Consider the following 18,394-nt stretch of genomic DNA (forward strand, 5'->3'; position numbering starts at 1 on the left):
CAGCCCTTTCGCGACACAAGGCCGCTCCTACACAATCAAAAGCGACTTGCCCGAAACCATAGAATCTCCCACAGAGACCGCGCCCAGCCTCGATATTGATGCCTGGCTCAGATCACTGTGGGAGCTGGCGCCAGCCTGCGATGGGCCGCAGCGCGGCCCCGCTGTGAAGATCAGGCGATCTTCTTCAGGCCTTGCTTCTTCAGCTCTTCATCACGCAGTTCGCGGCGCAGGATCTTGCCCACGTTGGTGGTCGGCAAGGCATCGCGGAACTCGATAGCCTTGGGCACCTTGTAACCGGTGACATTGGCGCGCATGTGCTCCATCACCTGCTCCTTGGTCAAGGTCATGCCCGGCTTGACCACGATGAACACCTTGATCAGCTCACCGGTTTTTTCATCCGGTACGCCGATGGCCGCGCATTGCAGCACGCCCGGCAAGGCCGCCAGCACATCTTCGAGCTCGTTAGGGTAGACGTTGAAGCCCGACACCAGAATCATGTCTTTCTTGCGGTCGACGATGCGCATGTAGCCGTCCGGCTGGATCAACGCAATGTCGCCGGTCTTCAACCAGCCGTTGCTGTCGAGAATCTCGGCGGTGGCTTCGTCGCGCTGCCAGTAACCCTTCATCACCTGCGGGCCCTTGATGCACAGCTCGCCCACTTCGCCCAGCGGCAGTTCCTGGCCGGCGTCGTCGATGACCTTGCACAGCGTCGAAGGCACCGGAATACCGATGGTCCCCACCTGGTTGGCCTCGGCCGGGTTGACCGCCGCCACCGGGCTGGTCTCGGTCATGCCATAGCCTTCACAGATGGCGCAGCCAGTGACAGCCTTCCAGCGCTCGGCAACACTCAGTTGCAGGGCCATGCCGCCCGACAGGGTGATTTTCAGCGCTGAGAAGTCCAAGGCGCGGAACGCCTCGCTGTTGCACAGAGCCACGAACAGCGTGTTCAGCCCGACAAAGCCGCTGAACTTCCATTTGCTCAACTCTTTGACCATCGCCGGCAGGTCACGCGGGTTGCTGATCAACACGTTGTGGTTGCCGATCAGCATCATCGCCATGCAATGGAAGGTGAACGCATAGATGTGGTACAGCGGCAGCGGCGTGATGAGGATCTCGCAACCTTCGTGCAGGTTGGCGCCCATCAGCGCACGGCACTGCAGCATGTTCGCCACCAGGTTGCGGTGGGTGAGCATCGCGCCCTTGGCAACCCCGGTGGTACCGCCGGTGTATTGCAGCACGGCAACATCGTTGGGCTGCGGGTTGGCCTCGGTGACTGCGCCGCCTTTGCCCAGCGCCAGGGCGTCGTTGAAACGCACCGCCTTGGGCAGGTTGTAGGCCGGCACCATCTTTTTCACGTACTTGACGACGCTGTTGATCAGCAGACGCTTGAGCGGCGGCAGCAGGTCGGCCACTTCAGTGACGATGACGTGGCGCACCTGGGTCTTGGGGACGACTTTTTCGGCAAGGTGCGCCATGTTGGCCAGGCACACCAGCGCCTTGGCGCCGGAATCGTTGAACTGGTGCTCCAGCTCCCGCGCGGTGTACAGCGGGTTGGTGTTGACCACGATCAGCCCGGCGCGCATGGCACCGAACACCGCTACCGGGTATTGCAGCACGTTGGGCAGTTGCACGGCGATACGGTCGCCTGGCTGCAGGTCGGTGTGCTGTTGCAGCCAGGCGGCGAAGGCGCCGGACAGCGTGTACAGCTCACCATAGGTGAGGGTCTTGCCCAGGTTGCTAAAGGCAGGTTTATCGGCAAAGCGATGGCAGGATTGCTTGAGTACGGCCTGGATATTGGGGAATTCGTCAGGATTGATGTCCGCCGTTATCCCGGCTGGGTACTTATCCTTCCAAAAATGTTCGATCATGGAAGCCCGCTCCTTCAGCAACAGCGAATTCGGTACGCGTCAATGCGCTTATTATTGATATGGAAAGCCGGCTTGCTGGCAAGCCGGGCATCCTCAGAAACGCGCCGAGAGTATCAGCTTTGCCAAGGGTCGCCTAGAGGCCGAAACGGGCTTCACGGTCACGAAAATGACTGTATAGCCAAGCCTGGTCACGAACATATTGCCCTGTCGCGCAGAGAACTGGGCAGCGTGGGAGATTCTATGGGTTTGTACCTGCCTGTTCTCGCCAGACACCTCTCCTTGTGGCGAGCGGGCTCGCCACAACTCTCTATCATTTCCCGCAGGATTGGGCCCCACCGCAATGTTGCGGTTGAGCACGGCCTCAGTGGGCGACAGCCTGCGATTGGCCGGAACGGCCCTGACGATCAGGCCGTGTCGCGCAGCTCTCGGCGCAGGATCTTGCCCACCGGCGTCATCGGCAGCGAGTCACGCAGCACGATGTGCTTGGGCACTTTGTAGCCGGTGAGATTGGCCTTGCAGTAGGCCTTGAGCTCCTCGACGCTGACCCCGCCTGCCCGTGGCACCACGAACAGCTTGACCGCCTCCCCCGAGCGCTCGTCAGGCACGCCGATGGCTGCACAACTGGCTACCTGCGGGTGGTTCATCAGCACGTCTTCGATTTCGTTGGGGTACACATTGAAACCCGAGACGATGATCATGTCCTTCTTGCGGTCGACGATGCGGGTGAACCCGTCCGGGTCGATGATCGCGATATCGCCCGTTTTGAACCAGCCCTCGGCATCCAGAGCCTGGGCGGTGGCTTCAGGTTGCTGCCAGTAGCCTTTCATGACCTGCGGGCCCTTGATGCACAACTCGCCGCGTTCCCCCAAGGGCTGCTCGTTGCCATCGTCGTCGATTACCTTGAACGCGGTGCCGACCACCGGAATGCCCACCGTGCCCAGGCGCGCCAGCTTGCCGTAGGGGTTGGTGCTGGCCACGGGTGAGGTTTCGGTAAGCCCATAGCCTTCGACAATACGGCAGCCAGTGAGCGCCTCCCAGCGTTCAGCAGTGGCCTTGACCAAGGCCGTGCCGCCAGAGTTGGTGACTTTGAGCGCCGAAAAATCCAGGGCCTTGAAGCCTGGGTGGTCCATCAGCGCCACAAACAGCGTGTTGAGCCCAAGCAGGCCGGTGAAGCGCCATTTGCCCAGCTCCTTGATAAAGCCTGCGATATCCCGAGGGTTGGTGATCAGCACGTTATGGTTGCCGGTCACCATCATGCACATGCAATTCGCGGTGAAGGCATAGATGTGGTACAGCGGCAGCGGCGCGATCATCACCTCCTGCCCTTCCTTGATCAGCGGCTGGCCGTCGGGCCCGTGTTGGGCAAAACAGGCCAGCACCTGCAGCATGTTGGCGACCAGGTTGCCGTGGGTGAGCATGGCGCCTTTGGCCAGGCCCGTGGTGCCACCGGTGTATTGCAGCACGGCGACATCATCGAGCACCTGCGGCACCGCCTGGTGCGACTGGCCGCGGCCCTGGCGCAGCACCTGCTTGAACGACACGGCCTGGGGCAATTGATAGGCCGGGACCATCTTCTTGAGCTTGTCGACCACGGTGTTGACCAGCCAGCCCTTGGCCGCGGGCAACAAGTCGCCCATTTTGGCCTCGATCAGATAGTCGATGCCGGTGTCGGGCAGCACCGCCTGCACACGGCTGCCGAACATGTTCAGGTACACCAGGGCGCGGGCGCCGGAGTCCTTGAACTGGTGGCGCATCTCACGCTCGGTGTACAGCGGGTTGGTGTTGACCACCACAAGCCCTGCGCGCAGGGCGCCGAACACGGCAATCGGGTATTGCAGCACGTTAGGCATCTGCACCGCGATGCGCTCACCGGGCTTGAGGTCGGTGTGCTGCTGCAGCCAGGCGGCGAAGGCGGCGCTGTGGCGCTCAAGCTCGGCGTAGGTGAGCGTAACCCCCAGGTTGCTGAACGCCGGGCGGTCGGCGAAGCGCTTGCAGGAGCGCTCGAACACTTCGACCACCGAGCTGTAGGCGCTGAGGTCGAGGGTGGATGGCACGCCCTGGGGGCGTTTGTCGTTCCAGAAGTCGGCTTGCATTTATTATTGTTCCTCTGCCTGGCGCTGCGATGAGTCCCTTGCCGTAACTGCAAAAAGGCGTTGTGCCGACGTTAGCAGGTCCCCCCCAGGTGGCAAACACGCCAAGTGCTGCCATTAACATTGTGAATCTTATTTGTGCCCTTCCTGCAATCTCAGCGGTTGTGCGTACACTAGTGAACACACCCCGCGGACAAGGACCGGCCATGCCCCATGACGCCTTCTGGTTGCCTGCCAGCGAGCATTGCAGCCTGTACGTGCACCAGTGGCTGCCACCCACACCGGTCAAGGCCGTGGTGCTGCTGGCCCACGGCATGGCCGAGCATGCCGGGCGCTACCAGCGCCTGGGCGAAGCCTTGAATGACGCAGGGTTTGCCTTGTTCGGCCACGACCAGCGCGGCCACGGCCGCACCGCCGAACCGGGCAGCATGGGCCTGTTCGCCATGCACAATGGCTGGGATGCCGTGGTCAACGACCTTGGCGTGCTGGCCCAGCACATCGGCCAGCAGTTTCCAGGCACGCCGCTGTTTCTGTTTGGCCACAGCATGGGCAGCTACATCGCCCAGGCTTACCTGCTGCACCACAGCGCCAGCCTGCAAGGGGCAATTCTCAGCGGCTCGAACTTCCAACCGGCACTGTTTTACCGCTGCGCGCGGCAGATCGCGCGGCTGGAAACCTGGCGCCAGGGGCCACTGGGCAAAAGTGCGCTGATCGATTGGCTGTCGTTCGGCTCGTTCAACAGGCCATTCAAGCCCAACCGCACGCGCTTCGACTGGCTAAGCCGCGACCCTGAAGAGGTCAACCGCTACATCGCCGACCCACTGTGCGGCTTTCGCTGCTGCAACCAGCTATGGCTCGACCTGCTGCTGGGGCTGGCGCGAATCAGCCGTGCCAAGCACCTGGCGCAGATCGATCCGAACCTGCCAATGCTGGTAATTGGCGGAGAATGTGATCCGGTGAGTACCGGCAAGCGTCTCACCCATCTGGCCGACGCCCTGCGCGCGACCGGCAACCGCCACGTGCAACTGCGCCTGTACCCCGGCGCCCGGCACGAAGTGCTCAACGAAACCCATCGCGACGAGGTCATGGCAGACATCATCGGCTGGCTGGAGCAGGCGCTGGCCCTTGGCCGCCCTGCCCGCAGTGAATGATTGCCGCCCTTTGCGCCTCAACCAGGAAACCTCGATGACCCAGGTCACCAACACGCCTTACGAAGCCCTCGAAGTCGGCCAGAAAGCCACCTTTGAAAAGTCCGTTGAAGAACGTGATATCCAGTTGTTCGCCGCTATGTCCGGTGACCACAACCCGGTGCACCTGGACGCCGAATTCGCCGCCAAGAGCATGTTCCGCGAGCGCATCGCCCACGGCATGTTCAGCGGTGCGCTGATCAGCGCCGCGGTGGCCTGCACCCTGCCCGGCCCTGGCACTATCTACCTGGGACAGCAAATGAGCTTCCAGAAACCGGTGAAAATCGGCGATACCCTGACCGTGCGCCTGGAAATCCTGGAAAAGCTGCCCAAGTTCAAAGTGCGCATCGCAACCAACGTCTACAACCAGAACGACGAACTGGTGGTTCAAGGTGAGGCCGAGATTCTGGCCCCGCGCAAGCAACAGACTGTCGAACTGGTAAGCCCGCCGAATTTCGTCGCCAGCTGACAGCAGCCCTGGCAACGCTTGGCTCGAACGCGACTCGGGCCAAGCGGCCCCCAAGGTTATGCCGGCGGGCTGGCCAGAATGAATTCGCGATACCCCGAAACAATCACGTACACCGCGAAATAGCAGAAAATCGCCGCAGAAAGTACGTAAGACCACGTCAGCAGCCGGTCACCGAGCAAGCGTCCGCCATGGCTGGCGATGGCGCACAACGACACGCACCAGAACAGCCCCGCCGCAAAGAACCCCGCCAGAAACAACCCGGCATCCAGCGCACTGTCCGCACCTGAACGTGAGATCAACACGCCACCCACTGCTGCGAACCACAAAATAGCGGTGGGCGATGACATGGCCAGGAAGATACCCCGCAGAAACTCGCGCCAGCCTGACTCACTGCGCACTTCGCTGCGGGCATCCATGTGCCCGCCGCGCCAGGCCGCCAGCAGCATTTTCAGGGCAAACCACACCAACAGTGCCGAGCCGCCCAGCCACAAGGCCCAGCGCACGCTTTCAAACTGCAAAAGCACCGTCATGCCGGCAAGTGCGGCGATCGCGTAGACAAGATCACCGACACAGGTACCCAGCCCCAGCCAGAAGCCGCGCAGAAAACCGCGCTGCATGGCCAGGGTGATCATGGCGATGTTGGCAATACCGATGTCCAGGCACAGGGACAGGCTGAGCAGAAATCCATTTGAAAAGGGCATCGGTCACTCGGGGCGATCATGGAAAGAGCGCGGATTGTAGGGAAAAACCCACGCCCTTGGCCAACCTAGCCCGCCAACACACGCGCATACACGGCCCGGTCGACGTTTGCCCCGCTCAGCACCACGGCCACGCGCCGGCCGCCCTGGCGCGCGCGCTCCTGCATCAGCGCAGCCAGTCCCGCCGCACCTGCGCCTTCGGCGGTGTTGTGGGTGGCTTCGTGGTACAGGCGCATGGCGCCGGCCACCTCGGCATCGCTCACCCGCACGATGCGCGCGGCATGCTCGCGGACCAGGGCAAACGCATCCGGGTGCGGCATGCGGCAGGCCATGCCATCGGCGAAGGTGTCGGCGCTGGCGGTGGTGACGATGCGGCCCTGCTCGAAGCTTTGCGCATAAGCATCAGCGGCGCTGGACACCACGCCGACGATTTCGGTGCGCAGCCCCAGCAGGTTGCGCGCCTGGATCAAGCCGCAAATACCCGAGCCCATGCCGATAGGCACATAAACGCAATCAAGGTCGGCAACGGCCTCGAACAACTCCAGCGCATAGGTGGCCACGCCGCGCACCAACTCGGCATGGAAGGACGGCACCATGGCGTAGCCACGCGCCTGGGCAAGCCGCGCCGCTTCTTCGCGGGCCACGTCAAAGTCGGCGCCGTGTTCAATCAGCTCAGCACCCAAAGCGCGCATGGCGGCGTTCTTTTCCTGCGAGTTGCCCTCAGGCACCACGATGACCAGCGGCAGATTGGCCTGGCGCGCGGCCAAGGCCATGCTCTGGCCGTGGTTACCCCGGGTGGCGGTGACCAGCCCACGCGGCAGCTCGCCTGCCGCCAGCAACGAACGCACATAGACCAGCCCGCCACGTACCTTGAATGCGCCGGTGGGTGCGTGGTTTTCATGTTTGACCCACACCTGGCAACCCAGCCGGTCAGCCAGCAGTGGCCAGGCGTGTTGCGGCGTCGGTGGTACGTGCTGATGAACGAAAGCGGCGGCTTCACGCAGGGCGGGCAAGTCGAACATGGCGGGCATCCTTGGTCGGTACGAGGTTGAACCGATGCTAAGCGCCGGGCATTGTATGGGTCCAAGACTATATTGCATGGGCGACAATTTCGTGTGGACCCCAACCCTGGCCGACGATGGCCAACCTCGCTACCTGGCGCTGGTGGCAGCCATTGCCATGGCTATCGAACGCGGCGAGTTGCAAGTCGGCGAACGCTTGCCGCCGCAAAGGCGCCTGGCCTGGGCCATGGGCCTGAACCCCAGTACCACGCAGCAGGCGTACCGCGAGGCCGCCGCGCGCCACCTGGTGGCAGGCGAGGTCGGCCGCGGCACTTATGTGCTGGCGGGCAGCAAGGAGGCCACGTTGTTTCGGCTGAAACAGCACGATCGGCTGCCGGGGATGATTGATCTTTCGACCAACGTGCCGGTGGTTGACCCGCACAATACCGACCTGCAGCACAGCCTGCGCACCCTGCTCGATAGCGGTGCCAATGGGCTGCTGGATCACTACCTGGGCCCTGAACAGTTGTTGCTGGGCCGCGTGCATGGCGCACAGTGGCTGGCCAACCGCGGCCTTGCGTTGCACCCGGAAGAACTGGCGCTCAGTGGCGGCGCCCAGCAGGCATTGTTGAGCGTGCTGCAGTCGCTGTGCTCAGCCGGCGAACCGGTGCTGGTCGAAGCGCTCACAGCCCCCGGCATCAAGGCCGCATGCCGCCAGTTGCACCTGCCGGTGCATGGCGTTGCGCTGGATGGGCACGGTCTGCGCGCGGACGACCTGGACCGCGTGGCCCGCGCCAGCGGGGCGCGGGTGCTGGTCTGCACGCCCACCCTGCACAACCCGACCGGCGCCTGCATGGACGAACCGCGCCGGCAGGCGTTGGCCGAGGTGGTCAGGCGCCATGGACTGCTGGTGATCGAAGATGATGTCTATGGTGCCCTGGCAGATCAGCCGCCGCTGTACTCGCTGCTGGAGGGCCGTGGGGTGTTGGTGAGCAGTTTGTCCAAGACCGTTGCCGCAGGTTTGCGCATGGGCTGGATCGTTGCCCATCCGACGCTGCTGGCACGCATCGACCCGCATGCCCAGGCGACCCACTGGACGGTCTCGCCGCTGAACCTGCGCATTGCCTGTCAGTGGATCGCCGACGGCAGCGCCGCGCGCAGGCTGGCCTGGCAGCGCCAGGAAATCGCCGAGCGCTGGCGGCTGGCACGGGCAGTGCTTGGGCGTGCGCTGGTCAGTACTGGCGGCCCGTCACCGCATGTGTGGGTGGGCACGCGAGCCAGCGCTGACGAGGTGGCGGCGATGTGCCGCGAGCGGGGCGTGGAGGTGGTGCCAGCGAGTGTGTTCGCAGTGGCAACGCAGATGCCCAGAGCGGTGCGCATAAGCCTTTCGGCGGCGGCGAACCGGGCACAGTTGAAGCAAGGGTTGGAGTGGGTTGGCCAGGTGCTGGCCGAGGGCTGAGTGAGCAGGTTTGGCCTCATCGCGGGGCAAGCCCGCTCCCACGCTGCCCAGTTCTCTGCACGGCAGCGCAGCCTGAAAGGGCTGGGTGATCTCCCAGAAAACTGCGCGCCTGGCATCACACTAGCGACCGGGCGCGGTCTCTGTGGGAGCTGGCGCCAGCCTGCGATGAGGCCGTAAGACACCGCATCGGCCCACGCTGCCTAAACCTCAACTCTGGCTACATCCCTCACCCATCGCCCGGTACTGCAAGGTGTGCACCCGGCCCTGGTGGTCTTCGTAGGTCATGGTGGCAGGCACCACTTCGCAGACGTTAGGGATGGTCGACAGGCTGATCACCCGCTTGATGTCGAGGTTGGTGGAATAGTCATATTGCTCCACCACTGGCGCCTGAGCGCCGCTGGCGGGGGTGGTGGCCGCGTCCGCGAAGGCGAACGAAGACACACCGACCAATGCAAGAATCAGTAGGGCTTTCATGATTTTCGAACCTTGATGGCTAACAAGCTGATCGCGTGACTTCTGATGCCGTCACTGGCGCGGAGAAGTTGTTGCCGAGGTGCAGCAACACGAAGTACCGATCCCGCTTTTGCGTACTGCGCTGGGGATAGGAAAAATTCTACGCCTGCCGAAAAATAGTTGAACCCCAAAGTAGGACATTCACCCTTGCGCCTTTTGCAACAATCTGCGACAAAGCCCCGCCAAGCCACTCAGGGCCCCGCATGCTGCCGCTGACCTGCACCCTCCTCCCATCGCCGCAACGCCGCCTGCTGGAGCAGCTCTACCGCCAGCACGGCTCACGCATGCGCACAGCCGGCGATGGCCAGCAATGGGTGGCACGGGCAAACGAGATTGTTGGCGGGCTCAACCTGACCCCGGTTGCCGAGGGCTACTGGCTGACAGGTTTGTTCGTGACGCCGCAGTGCCGAGGCCAGCAAGTCGCCAGCCGGCTGATTCACGCCGCCCTGATGGCCAACCCCGCGCCAGTATGGCTGTTCTGTGACCCGCTGTTGGCAGCGTTCTACGGCCGCCTGGGCTTCAGCAGCACCCAGCACCTGCCCGAGGCGCTGGCCTCGCGCCTGGCGCGCTACCAGCGCAGCAAGCCGTTGCTGGCCATGCAACGCGGTCAGTCCTCGGCGACATCCAGCCCGGGGAACAGCACGTCGGTGTAGCCGAAGCGGCTGAAGTCCTGGATGCGCGAGGGGTAAAGGCGGCCAATCAGGTGATCGCACTCATGCTGCACTACCCGCGCATGGAAACCTTCGGCAAGGCGCTCGACCGGGCGGCCTTGCGGGTCGAGACCCGTGTAGCGGATGCGCGTGTAGCGCGGCACCACGCCGCGCAGCCCGGGCACCGACAGGCAACCCTCCCAGCCATCCTCGACTTCAGTACCCAGCGGGGTGATCACCGGGTTGAGCAGGATCGTGCGCGGCACCGGCTCTGCGTCCGGGTAACGCTCGCTGCGCTCGAAGCCGAAAATCACCAGTTGCAGGTCGATGCCGATCTGCGGCGCCGCCAACCCAACGCCGCCGACATGGGCCATGGTTTCGAACATGTCGTCGATCAGTTGCTGCAACTCAGGGCTGCCGAGCATATGCGCAGGCACCGACGGGGCGATGCGCAGCAGGCGTTCATCGCCCATCTTGAGAATGTCGCGGATCATCGGTCGTTCGGCTCAGGGGGCTGGGGGTCGATAGGGTGGGGATGACCGAGTACGGTATGCGGCGCAGTGGCAGGCTCGTCGTGGAACTCCTTCTCGCCGGGGTTCTTGCCTTCAGCCACCATGTGCTCGATCACCGCGTTCATTTCGGCGCCCAGCAACAGTACCGCGGCCGAGATATAGAAATACAGCAGCAGCACGATGATCGCCCCGACGCTGCCATACATGGCGTTGTAGTCGGCGAAGGTCTTCACGTAGTAGGCAAAGCCCAGCGAGGCAATGATCCATACCACCACGGCCAGTACCGAACCTGGGGTGATGAAGCGAAACTTCTGCTCCACATCCGGCATGACGTAGTACATCAGCGCCACCGCCACCATCATCAAAATGATAATCGCCGGCCAGCGCAGGATGGTCCACAGGGTCACCACGGCCTCCTGCAAGCCTACCCGGGCGGCAATCCACTCCATCACCTGCGGGCCCAGCACCATCAACGCAGCGGCGGCCAGCAACATGCCGGCGATGCCAATGGTGTAGAACACCGACAGCGGAAAGCGCTTCCACACCGGGCGCCCTTCGGGCACATCATAGGCGGCGTTCATCGCGCTCATCATCAGCCGCACACCGGCCGACGCGGTCCACAGCGCAATCACGATACCCACCGACAACAGCCCGCCCTTGGACTGCTGCAACTGGTCGATCACCGGGTTCACCTGCTCCAAGGCTTGGGGCGGCAATACCAGTTCTGACTGCAGGCGCAACCAGGAAAAGAAGTCAGGCAGGTGCAGAAAGCCGATCAGGGCAATCAGAAACAGCAGGAAGGGGAACAGCGAAAACAGCATCTGGTAGGCCAGCGCGGAGGCGTAGGTGGACATCTCGTCGTCGACGAATTCCTTGACGGTGCGCACCAGCACGCGGTGCAGAGGCAGGCCGCGCAGGTCGGGGAAAATCATAGCGTCTCCTTTCGCCGCTTGATCATCGAGGGCTGGCCCGGCGTTAAATCGGGCCGCCGGTACAGGCAAGTCTAATAGACCCTACAGCAACTGTAAGTGCACAGCGCGAAGCAAAAAAACCGTCAAATGCATCGCGGGGCAAGCCTGCGGCCACAGATCACCCTGTGGCAACCGACTTGCCCCGCGATAAAGGGCACGCAATCAAGGCTTCTTGACGGCGTCCTTGACCTCACCCACCTTCTGTTGGGCTTCGCCCTTGAGTTCCTGGGCCTTGCCCTCGGCACGCAGTTTGTCGTTGTCGGTCACCTTGCCAACACCCTGCTTGATGTTGCCAATTGCTTCGTTGGCCAGGCCTTTCGCTTTATCCTTGGTGCCACTCATGGGATGACTCCTTGCTAAAGAGGCACGGGAAATCGTGCCGACAATGGATCGACCTTCGCACCTTCGCAAGAGTTTCAATGCGTTTGGCTGGCAACAGCCGAACGGCAAACAGCGGGCGAATATCGCACCGAATCCGCTGCCCAGACGCCGCCATGCAAGCGCCCTGCCCTAGAATCGCCCTCAGACAGGCCGCCCTTGCCGGCGCGCCGCATAACAACAACAGTGATTGGAACCTCGCCCCATGCGTTTGATGCCTGCGCTCGCAGCCCTTTTGCCGCTACTCCCCCTGCCCGCCCTCGCAGCCCCTGCCGCCGTGCAAACCCTGACCGTCGAGCGCTACACCGACGACGGCCAGCCCGGCACCCTGCGCTGGGCCATCGAAACCAGCAACCAGAACCCCGGCCACTACCGCATCGAGATCGCCGCCGTGGGCACGCCGCCCTATGTGATCAGGCCCTCGCGGCCACTGCCGGAAATCAAGGGGCCAGTCAGCCTAAGTGGCCAGCCGTGGGCGCGTGAAGGCCTGTATGTGGCCATCGACGGCAGCGGCTATATCAAGGACCAGGGCGTGCGCACCTGCCCAGGCGCGGTGCCTGGCCAGTTCGGCACCAACGTGCGCACCACCACCCAGCCGGGGCTGGTGCTGCGTGATACCCAAGGCGTACACATCCAGGGCCTGGAGGTGCGTAATTTCTGCATCGGCATCCTGGTCAACCGCGCCAGCAACAACGTCATCGAAGACAACCGCATCACCGCCAACAAGGGCGGGGCCGGGGTCATGCTGACCGGCGATGACGGTGCTGGTAACCCGACCGCCACCACCACCAATAACAACAAGGTGCTGCGCAACCAGCTGGTCGACAACGGCGACGGCCTGGAGCTGACTCGCGGCGCCGCCTTCAACCTGGTGGCCGACAACCTGTTCCGCTCCACCGCCGCCAACCCTGAACCCTCCCAGGGCATCGAGATTCTGCTGGGCAACGACAACAGCGTGGTGCGCAACCGCTTCGAGAACTACTCCGACGGCTTGCAGATCAACTGGGGCAAGCGCAATTACCTGGCGGGCAACAGCTTCACCGGCAACTCCATCGGCGTCAGCGTGACCGGCGAGGGCAACATCCTTGACGGCAACCTGATCCATGGCAACCGCATCGGCGTGGCGCTGCGCCCGGAGCCTGAGGTGACCGCCACCCGCCTGAGCGCCAACCGTATCTGGGGCAACAGCCAGGATATCCGCCGCTGCGAGGCCGGCGGCTCGTGCGTGCCCGACCAACGCACCGGGGCGATTATCTTCGGCGTGCCGGCCCAGGCTCACGCGCTGTATGTGGGCTCTCGCGGTGTCGGCGCGGACCTGCCGAAAAAGGACCAGACGATTATTTGCGACGCCAAAGGCGAGCCTGCGCCTTGCCAACCGCTGCCCAACCATAACCAGCAGCCGCCAACGCTGACGGCGCTTGACGGCAATGTGCTGCGTGGCGAGGTGCAAGGCCCTGCGTCGAGCCTGCTGCGGGTGGAGGTGTTTGGCAACGCGGCGGCGAATGCGACCGAGGCTGAGCAGTATCTGGGCGAGGTGTTGGTGAACAGTGATGCCCAAGGCCAGGCGCGTTTCAGCCAGGTGCTGGGGCAGGCCGAGGGGCTACACAGCTTTACCGCCACAGTGACCACGGCAGACGGCGCCACTTCGGAGCTGAGCCAGCCACTGCGCCGCTGAGCGTAGTGCTTGCCTATTGTCGCGTACCACAGTCTGTGTAGGAGCGGCCTTGTGTCGCGAACGGGCTGCGCAGCGGCCCCAGGATTTCGACCTCACTCAAAATCGTCGGGGCTGCTGCGCAGCCCGTTCGCGACACAAGGCCGCTCCTACGCCAATCGGCGACCCCGGCCCGAGCGGGCTTGCCCCGCGATCAGCAGAGCCGCACAATGTCGGGCCTTTCTGGCGTCAACCCGCAGGAACCTGCATGAAACTCGATAAACCCAGCGCCATCGCCCGCCGCAACCAGGCGATGAGCAAGCCGGTACTGACCAGTGCCAACACCTTGTTCGCCATCCTCGACAGCAAACGCAACCTGTGGTGGTTCGAAGTGCCGGTAGCGCTGCTGCGCAAAGGCCAGCCCGACTGGGTCAACCTGCTGCTGCACACCCCCGAAACCGATGAGTTGCAGCACCTGAAGGTGCCGGTCAACTTCCTCAAGGCTCATCAGGAGCAGATGGAAGTGCGCAACCCCGGTAAACGCCGCTCGACCATCAGCCTGGCACTGAGCGCCGACCGCGACTCACTGCTGCGCGACACCCGCCCAGGCGGCGAGCAGCTGGATTTCAGCACCTTCGTGCAGGCCTGATCAGGCTCGCTCGATCCGGTCGTCATGGATGACGATCAAGCCCTGCTTGAACAGCGCGCCAATCGCCTTCTTGAAGTTGCCCTTGCTGACATTGAACATCTGGCTGATGACCGCCGGGTCGCTCTTGTCGCACACCGGCAATACGCCACCGGCTGCATCCAGGCGCTGCATGATCTGCTCATTGAGGCCTTCAGCCAGGGCTTGCCCCACAGGTTGCAGGCTCAGGGCGATCTTGCCGTCGTGGCGCACTTCCTTGATGAACCCCTTCTCGTGCATGCCCGAGCGCAGGAACTTGAACACCTCGTTCTTGTGGATCAGGCCCCAATGGCGGTTGTTGATGATGGCCTTGAAGCCCATCGGCGTTTCGCCGGCAACCAGCAGCTCAACCGGCTGGCCGGCTTTGTAGTCGGCTGGGGTGGTGTCCAGGTAGCGGTCCAGCTTGGCGGTGGCGGTAGGGCGACGGGTGCGCTTGTCCAGGTAGGCGTGCACCACGCAGTAGTCGCCGACCTTCAGCGGCCGCGACTCTTCGGAGTAAGGCATCAGCAAGTCCTTGGACAGGCCCCAGTCGAGGAAGATGCCCGAGCCGTTGATGTCCTTGACCTTCAGGCTGGCGAACTCGCCGACCTGCATCTTGGGTTTTTCGGTGGTCGCGATCAGCTGGTCTTCGCTGTCCAGGTAGATGAACACGTTCAGCCAGTCGTCGAGTTCAAGCTCGGCGTCCTTGGGGAAGTAACGGCGCGGCAGCAGGATTTCGCCATCGGCGCCGCCGTCCAGGTACAGGCCGAACTCTACGTGTTTAACGATTTGCAAACTGTTGTAACGCCCAAGCAGAGCCATTTGTGAAGATCCTCCAGACAAGGCGGCTATTCTAACACCTGACCCGTTCGCCCGCCCGGGTGGAACCGCCGCGCTTACCTTGCGTCTATCGCCTGGCCAGCCCTTGCAAGGATCCGCTCATGCCGTCACGCCTGACCAAAGCCCTGCTCACCTTCATCACTTGCGCCCTGGCGCTTGGCGCCTGCAGCCGTATTGACCTGGCATACCGCAACCTCGACCGCCTTGTGCCGTGGTCGCTAGGCGACTACCTGGACATGAACCGCGAGCAGAAGAGCCTGCTCGACGAGCGGCTGAAAACCCACCTGGCGTGGCACTGCACCACGCAATTGCCCGGCTACCTCGACTGGCTCGACCGCGTCCGCCAGATGGTGGCCGACAACGCCGTCACCGACCAGGCGCTGCAGCAGCGCACCGCAGAGGCCCGCGAGGCGATCGGCCGGGTTGCCGAACAGGTGACGCCGTCGGCCACCGAATTGCTGCGCGGCATGAGCGACCGCCAGGTGGCCGAGATGCGCCAGGCGTTTCGCGACGACATTGCCCAGCGCCAGAAAGAGTACGTTGACACACCCTTGCCCGAGCAGGTCGAAAAGCGTGCAACGCGCATGCAGAAACGCCTGCAGCCTTGGCTGGGCGAACTCACCGCGCAGCAGCGCCAGCGGGTCAAAAGCTGGTCCCAGGCCCTGGGCGACCAGAACAGCCAGTGGATCGCCAACCGCGCGCACTGGCAGCAGCAACTGGTGCTGGTGATGGACCAGCGCAGCAGCCCAAGCTTTGAACCACGCCTTGCGCAGTTGCTGCAGCGCAAGGAAAGCCTGTGGACGCCGGCTTACCGCGCTGCATTCCAGAACACCGAGCAACAGGCGCGCAGCCTGCTGGTGGACCTGATGAAACAGAGCACCCCACAGCAGCGGGCGCTGCTTGAACAGCGGCTGAGCAAGGTGCGCACCGATTTCAGTGAGTTGAAATGCCTGAAGGTGGCCGGTTGAGGCACTCACTTGCGCAGGCCAAGGTAGTGATTATTCACCGCAGGTGCTGATGCAGGCTGGGGCAGATTGCGTATGCCGGTACCCGGCAATTTCTTGTTCCCTACCGAGATCAGCGCATGAAAACCGACCTGCCCAATCAGGAGTACAACCTTTTCCAATCCGCATCGCTGGAGGCGCTTCTCAGCGACGTGAATGCCGACGGAAAAATTACCGTGACCGAATTCCAGTCGTTGCGTGACGACGCCGACAAACGCATGGAAAAACTGGTCGAGCTCTTCGGCAAGCGCAACAGCAACCTGACCGCTTACATGCACTCGGTGGATGTGACCATGCAGTTGCTGCAACTGGCGGTTGTGGATGCGAAAAAAGCCAAGCTCAGCGGCACCGGAGCGGCCATCGTTCGCGATGCGCTTGTCTCGCAACTCGAGTACCTCAAGGCCGGCGCCCAGATGGCCTTGAAAGTGCTCTGAGTCAAGCCAGAATGTGGCAGCGACGCCGCTGCCACACCTCAGCGCCCCTTGCGACGATACGGAAACACATCAATCACCTTCCCCGCGCGAATCGCCTCTTGCAGTCCCTGCCAGTAGCCGGCGTCGTACAGTTCGCCATGCAAACGGCTGAACAAGCGCCGCTGGCCCATATCGGCGAACAGAAAAGGCGGAAACTCTTCCGGGAACACATCGTGCGGGCCAATCGAATACCAAGGCTCGCCCGACATTTCGTCTTCGGGGTAGCGCGGCGGCGGAATGTGCCGGAAGTTAACCTCGGTCAGGTAGCTGATCTCGTCGTAGTCGTAGAACACCACACGGCCATGGCGGGTGACGCCGAAGTTCTTCAGCAGCATGTCGCCGGGGAAAATATTCGCCGCCGCCAGTTGCTTGATGGCCAACCCGTAGTCTTCCAGCGCCTCCAGCACCTGGGCTTCGCTGGCTTGCTCCAGGTACAGGTTGAGCGGGGTCATGCGCCGCTCGGTCCAACAGTGGCGGATCAGTACGGTATCGCCCTCAAGCACCACGGTGGAGGGCGCGACCTCCAGCAATTCAGCCAGGCACTCAGGCTCTAACTTGGCCAGCGGGAAGCGAAAATCGGCAAACTCCTGGGTATCGGCCATACGGCCCACCCTGTCGACGCTTTTCACCAGGCGGTATTTTTCGATCACCGTGGCACGGTTGACAGTCTTGGAGGGTGAAAAACGGTCCTTGATGACCTTGAACACGGTGTTGAAGCCGGGCAGCGTAAACACGCTCATCACCATGCCCCGCACCCCTGCGGCCATCACAAAGCGGTCGTCGCTGTGGGCCAGGTGGTTGATCAGGGCGCGGTAGAACTCCGATTTTCCGTGCTTGTAAAAGCCAATAGAGGTGTACAGCTCGGCAATATGCTTGCCGGGCAAAATGCGCTTGAGAAAATTGACGAACTCCGCCGGCACCGGCACATCGACCATGAAGTACGAGCGGGTGAAAGAGAAGATGATCGATACCTCGGCCTCATCGGTGATCAGCGTATCGGCGACGATGCCCTGCCCTTCGCGATGCACCAGCGCGATGACCAGCGGCCACTGTTCATCGGCGTTGTACAGCCGGCCCAGCAGGTAGGCGCCTTTGTTGCGGTACAGCACCGGGGTGAACAGTTCGGCGGTCAATGCCGGGTCTTTGCACACCCAGTCCGGCACGCTGTCGCGCAACTGCTGGAGTAACCGCGCCAGGTCAGCCTCAAGGTCAGCGAACGGCACGTTGAAGGCATGATCGGCGAAGATTGCGCGCAACAGGCTTTCGAAGCCGGCTGGCTGCCTGTACCTGCGAGTCTGCGCAGCGCGCTGGTGGCTACGCTGCGGCGGGCGGGTGCTATGGATGAACATGCAGGTATCGCTGATCTGGTCGTGGCTGAACAGGCTGCAGAACAGCGAGTTGTACCAGGTTTCGGCCAGCTCATCGTCCAGGCGCGGGTCGATCAACTGGATGTAGGCATGCTTGACCTGCGGCCAGTGCTCTGCCTCCATCAGCCCTTGGGGAGCGAAGGCCTGGCGTAGCCAGCCGTTGACCTCGGTGAGCTTTTCTTCGTACAGGTTGATGCGCGCCGCGGCGGCCTGCTGGATAGCCTGCCAGCGCGCCTGCTCGAAGCGTTCGCGGGCACCCAGGGTGATGCTGCGAAAGTGCTCGCGGTAGTCGTCGAAGCCATCGAGGATCATCCGCGCGATGTCGGCGGCGGGCCAGGGCTGTGCCATGCGGGCGATCTCGCGCAGGGGTGAGCTAGAGAGATTAGTCCGCTGCGGCTTTTTCGGGGCCGGCGACGGCCAAATTGCGGTGGTTCTGCCTTCCGAGCAAGCCCGCCCCCACGCAGGCCGTGCTCAACCACTACATTGCTGGTTGAACCCAATCCTGTGGGAATTAACAGAGAGTTGTGGCGAGCGGGCTTGTCCCGCGTTGGGCTGCGCAGCAGCCCTGAGGATTACCCTTGGGTTTTCAGGGCTGCTGC

Annotated in this window: 18 protein-coding genes; 8 read left to right on the plus strand and 10 right to left on the minus strand. The window is 63.0% G+C overall.

What is annotated here, in order from left to right:
- Nucleotides 1-170: 170 nt before the first annotated feature.
- Both fadD1 and fadD2 read right to left on the minus strand, forming a co-directional pair.
- Nucleotides 171-1,868, minus strand: coding sequence for a long-chain-fatty-acid--CoA ligase FadD1 (gene fadD1 / locus HU720_RS20265; protein WP_186522231.1), 1,698 nt, complete (start codon nt 1,866-1,868; stop codon nt 171-173).
- A 404-nt stretch (nt 1,869-2,272) separates the two neighbouring features.
- Nucleotides 2,273-3,961, minus strand: a complete 1,689-nt coding sequence (fadD2, locus tag HU720_RS20270) for a long-chain-fatty-acid--CoA ligase FadD2 (protein WP_186522232.1) — start codon at nt 3,959-3,961, stop codon at nt 2,273-2,275.
- A gap of 203 nt (nt 3,962-4,164) precedes the next feature.
- Between fadD2 and HU720_RS20275 the strand changes: the two genes are divergently transcribed.
- Together HU720_RS20275 and HU720_RS20280 are read left to right on the plus strand one after the other, a co-directional pair.
- Entirely contained in the window at nt 4,165-5,109 is a 945-nt protein-coding gene (locus tag HU720_RS20275; protein ID WP_186522233.1) for an alpha/beta hydrolase, read from the plus strand.
- 34 nt (nt 5,110-5,143) lie between these two features.
- The gene (locus tag HU720_RS20280) at nt 5,144-5,614 is read left to right on the plus strand and encodes a MaoC family dehydratase (RefSeq protein WP_186522234.1); all 471 of its coding nucleotides are present in this window, start codon (nt 5,144-5,146) and stop codon (nt 5,612-5,614) included.
- Nucleotides 5,615-5,670: 56 nt separating this feature from the next.
- Here the strand turns inward: HU720_RS20280 and HU720_RS20285 are convergent, their stop codons facing one another.
- Together HU720_RS20285 and HU720_RS20290 are read right to left on the minus strand one after the other, a co-directional pair.
- Nucleotides 5,671-6,315 carry a LysE family translocator gene (locus tag HU720_RS20285; protein ID WP_186522235.1) on the minus strand — a complete coding sequence of 215 codons (645 nt, stop codon included), beginning with the start codon at nt 6,313-6,315 and terminating at the stop codon, nt 5,671-5,673.
- A 65-nt stretch (nt 6,316-6,380) separates the two neighbouring features.
- Nucleotides 6,381-7,334 carry a threonine dehydratase gene (locus tag HU720_RS20290; protein WP_186522236.1) on the minus strand — a complete coding sequence of 318 codons (954 nt, stop codon included), beginning with the start codon at nt 7,332-7,334 and terminating at the stop codon, nt 6,381-6,383.
- 76 nt (nt 7,335-7,410) lie between these two features.
- Between HU720_RS20290 and HU720_RS20295 the strand changes: the two genes are divergently transcribed.
- Nucleotides 7,411-8,772 (plus strand): PLP-dependent aminotransferase family protein, encoded by a 1,362-nt coding sequence (locus HU720_RS20295; protein ID WP_186522238.1) that lies wholly within the window; start codon nt 7,411-7,413, stop codon nt 8,770-8,772.
- Between the two features lie 207 nt (nt 8,773-8,979).
- Here HU720_RS20295 and HU720_RS20300 read toward each other — a convergent pair whose 3' ends face one another.
- Nucleotides 8,980-9,246 carry a DUF2790 domain-containing protein gene (locus tag HU720_RS20300; protein ID WP_186522240.1) on the minus strand — a complete coding sequence of 89 codons (267 nt, stop codon included), beginning with the start codon at nt 9,244-9,246 and terminating at the stop codon, nt 8,980-8,982.
- 323 nt (nt 9,247-9,569) lie between these two features.
- On the opposite strand from HU720_RS20300, the gene HU720_RS20305 reads away from it, so the two are divergent.
- Entirely contained in the window at nt 9,570-9,938 is a 369-nt protein-coding gene (locus HU720_RS20305) for a GNAT family N-acetyltransferase (RefSeq protein WP_238337744.1), read from the plus strand.
- Here the strand turns inward: HU720_RS20305 and def are convergent.
- The 3 genes from def to HU720_RS20320 all read right to left on the minus strand — a co-directional run bounded on the left by def (nt 9,893) and on the right by HU720_RS20320 (nt 11,760).
- A complete protein-coding gene (def, locus tag HU720_RS20310; RefSeq protein ID WP_186522244.1) occupies nt 9,893-10,429 on the minus strand; it encodes a peptide deformylase in 537 nt (178 codons plus the stop codon). The two genes, HU720_RS20305 and def, sit on opposite strands and share 46 nt — an antisense overlap.
- Complete coding sequence (locus HU720_RS20315; RefSeq protein WP_186522246.1) at nt 10,426-11,379, minus strand: YihY/virulence factor BrkB family protein; 954 nt, start codon at nt 11,377-11,379, stop codon at nt 10,426-10,428. Before HU720_RS20315 ends, def begins: the two co-directional genes overlap by 4 nt.
- Before the next feature lie 201 nt (nt 11,380-11,580).
- A complete protein-coding gene (locus HU720_RS20320) occupies nt 11,581-11,760 on the minus strand; it encodes a CsbD family protein (protein WP_186522247.1) in 180 nt (59 codons plus the stop codon).
- A 241-nt stretch (nt 11,761-12,001) separates the two neighbouring features.
- Here HU720_RS20320 and HU720_RS20325 point away from each other — a divergent pair, with 241 nt between their 5' ends.
- A complete protein-coding gene (locus HU720_RS20325; RefSeq protein ID WP_186522248.1) occupies nt 12,002-13,471 on the plus strand; it encodes a right-handed parallel beta-helix repeat-containing protein in 1,470 nt (489 codons plus the stop codon).
- Between the two features lie 244 nt (nt 13,472-13,715).
- A complete protein-coding gene (locus tag HU720_RS20330; RefSeq protein ID WP_186522249.1) occupies nt 13,716-14,096 on the plus strand; it encodes a hypothetical protein in 381 nt (126 codons plus the stop codon).
- Here the strand turns inward: HU720_RS20330 and HU720_RS20335 are convergent, their stop codons facing one another.
- A complete protein-coding gene (locus HU720_RS20335) occupies nt 14,097-14,933 on the minus strand; it encodes a S1-like domain-containing RNA-binding protein (RefSeq protein ID WP_186522251.1) in 837 nt (278 codons plus the stop codon). It abuts the gene before it with no gap.
- Nucleotides 14,934-15,052: 119 nt separating this feature from the next.
- On the opposite strand from HU720_RS20335, the gene HU720_RS20340 reads away from it, so the two are divergent.
- Nucleotides 15,053-15,919 carry a DUF6279 family lipoprotein gene (locus HU720_RS20340; RefSeq protein WP_186522254.1) on the plus strand — a complete coding sequence of 289 codons (867 nt, stop codon included), beginning with the start codon at nt 15,053-15,055 and terminating at the stop codon, nt 15,917-15,919.
- Between the two features lie 116 nt (nt 15,920-16,035).
- On the plus strand, nt 16,036-16,389 hold the full coding sequence (locus tag HU720_RS20345) for a hypothetical protein (RefSeq protein ID WP_186522256.1): 354 nt from the start codon (nt 16,036-16,038) through the stop codon (nt 16,387-16,389).
- 38 nt (nt 16,390-16,427) lie between these two features.
- Here HU720_RS20345 and aceK read toward each other — a convergent pair whose 3' ends face one another.
- Complete coding sequence (gene aceK, locus HU720_RS20350) at nt 16,428-18,143, minus strand: bifunctional isocitrate dehydrogenase kinase/phosphatase (RefSeq protein WP_186522258.1); 1,716 nt, start codon at nt 18,141-18,143, stop codon at nt 16,428-16,430.
- Nucleotides 18,144-18,394 lie beyond the last annotated feature (251 nt).

Origin of the sequence: Pseudomonas sp. SWRI51 (assembly GCF_014268825.1) — a bacterium.
In the GTDB taxonomy this organism is placed as follows: Bacteria; Pseudomonadota; Gammaproteobacteria; order Pseudomonadales; family Pseudomonadaceae; genus Aquipseudomonas; species Aquipseudomonas farsensis.

Excerpts from the sequence above, each read along its gene's own strand:
- fadD1 (WP_186522231.1), bottom strand. The coding sequence starts at position 1,868 with ATGATCGAACATTTTTGGAAGGATAAGTACCCAGCCGGGATAACGGCG.
- fadD2 (WP_186522232.1), bottom strand. The coding sequence starts at position 3,961 with ATGCAAGCCGACTTCTGGAACGACAAACGCCCCCAGGGCGTGCCATCC.
- HU720_RS20275 (WP_186522233.1), top strand. The coding sequence starts at position 4,165 with ATGCCCCATGACGCCTTCTGGTTGCCTGCCAGCGAGCATTGCAGCCTG.
- HU720_RS20280 (WP_186522234.1), top strand. The coding sequence starts at position 5,144 with ATGACCCAGGTCACCAACACGCCTTACGAAGCCCTCGAAGTCGGCCAG.
- HU720_RS20285 (WP_186522235.1), bottom strand. The coding sequence starts at position 6,315 with ATGCCCTTTTCAAATGGATTTCTGCTCAGCCTGTCCCTGTGCCTGGAC.
- HU720_RS20290 (WP_186522236.1), bottom strand. The coding sequence starts at position 7,334 with ATGTTCGACTTGCCCGCCCTGCGTGAAGCCGCCGCTTTCGTTCATCAG.
- HU720_RS20295 (WP_186522238.1), top strand. The coding sequence starts at position 7,411 with ATGGGCGACAATTTCGTGTGGACCCCAACCCTGGCCGACGATGGCCAA.
- HU720_RS20300 (WP_186522240.1), bottom strand. The coding sequence starts at position 9,246 with ATGAAAGCCCTACTGATTCTTGCATTGGTCGGTGTGTCTTCGTTCGCC.
- HU720_RS20305 (WP_238337744.1), top strand. The coding sequence starts at position 9,570 with ATGCGCACAGCCGGCGATGGCCAGCAATGGGTGGCACGGGCAAACGAG.
- def (WP_186522244.1), bottom strand. The coding sequence starts at position 10,429 with ATGATCCGCGACATTCTCAAGATGGGCGATGAACGCCTGCTGCGCATC.
- HU720_RS20315 (WP_186522246.1), bottom strand. The coding sequence starts at position 11,379 with ATGATTTTCCCCGACCTGCGCGGCCTGCCTCTGCACCGCGTGCTGGTG.
- HU720_RS20320 (WP_186522247.1), bottom strand. The coding sequence starts at position 11,760 with ATGAGTGGCACCAAGGATAAAGCGAAAGGCCTGGCCAACGAAGCAATT.
- HU720_RS20325 (WP_186522248.1), top strand. The coding sequence starts at position 12,002 with ATGCGTTTGATGCCTGCGCTCGCAGCCCTTTTGCCGCTACTCCCCCTG.
- HU720_RS20330 (WP_186522249.1), top strand. The coding sequence starts at position 13,716 with ATGAAACTCGATAAACCCAGCGCCATCGCCCGCCGCAACCAGGCGATG.
- HU720_RS20335 (WP_186522251.1), bottom strand. The coding sequence starts at position 14,933 with ATGGCTCTGCTTGGGCGTTACAACAGTTTGCAAATCGTTAAACACGTA.
- HU720_RS20340 (WP_186522254.1), top strand. The coding sequence starts at position 15,053 with ATGCCGTCACGCCTGACCAAAGCCCTGCTCACCTTCATCACTTGCGCC.
- HU720_RS20345 (WP_186522256.1), top strand. The coding sequence starts at position 16,036 with ATGAAAACCGACCTGCCCAATCAGGAGTACAACCTTTTCCAATCCGCA.
- aceK (WP_186522258.1), bottom strand. The coding sequence starts at position 18,143 with ATGGCACAGCCCTGGCCCGCCGCCGACATCGCGCGGATGATCCTCGAT.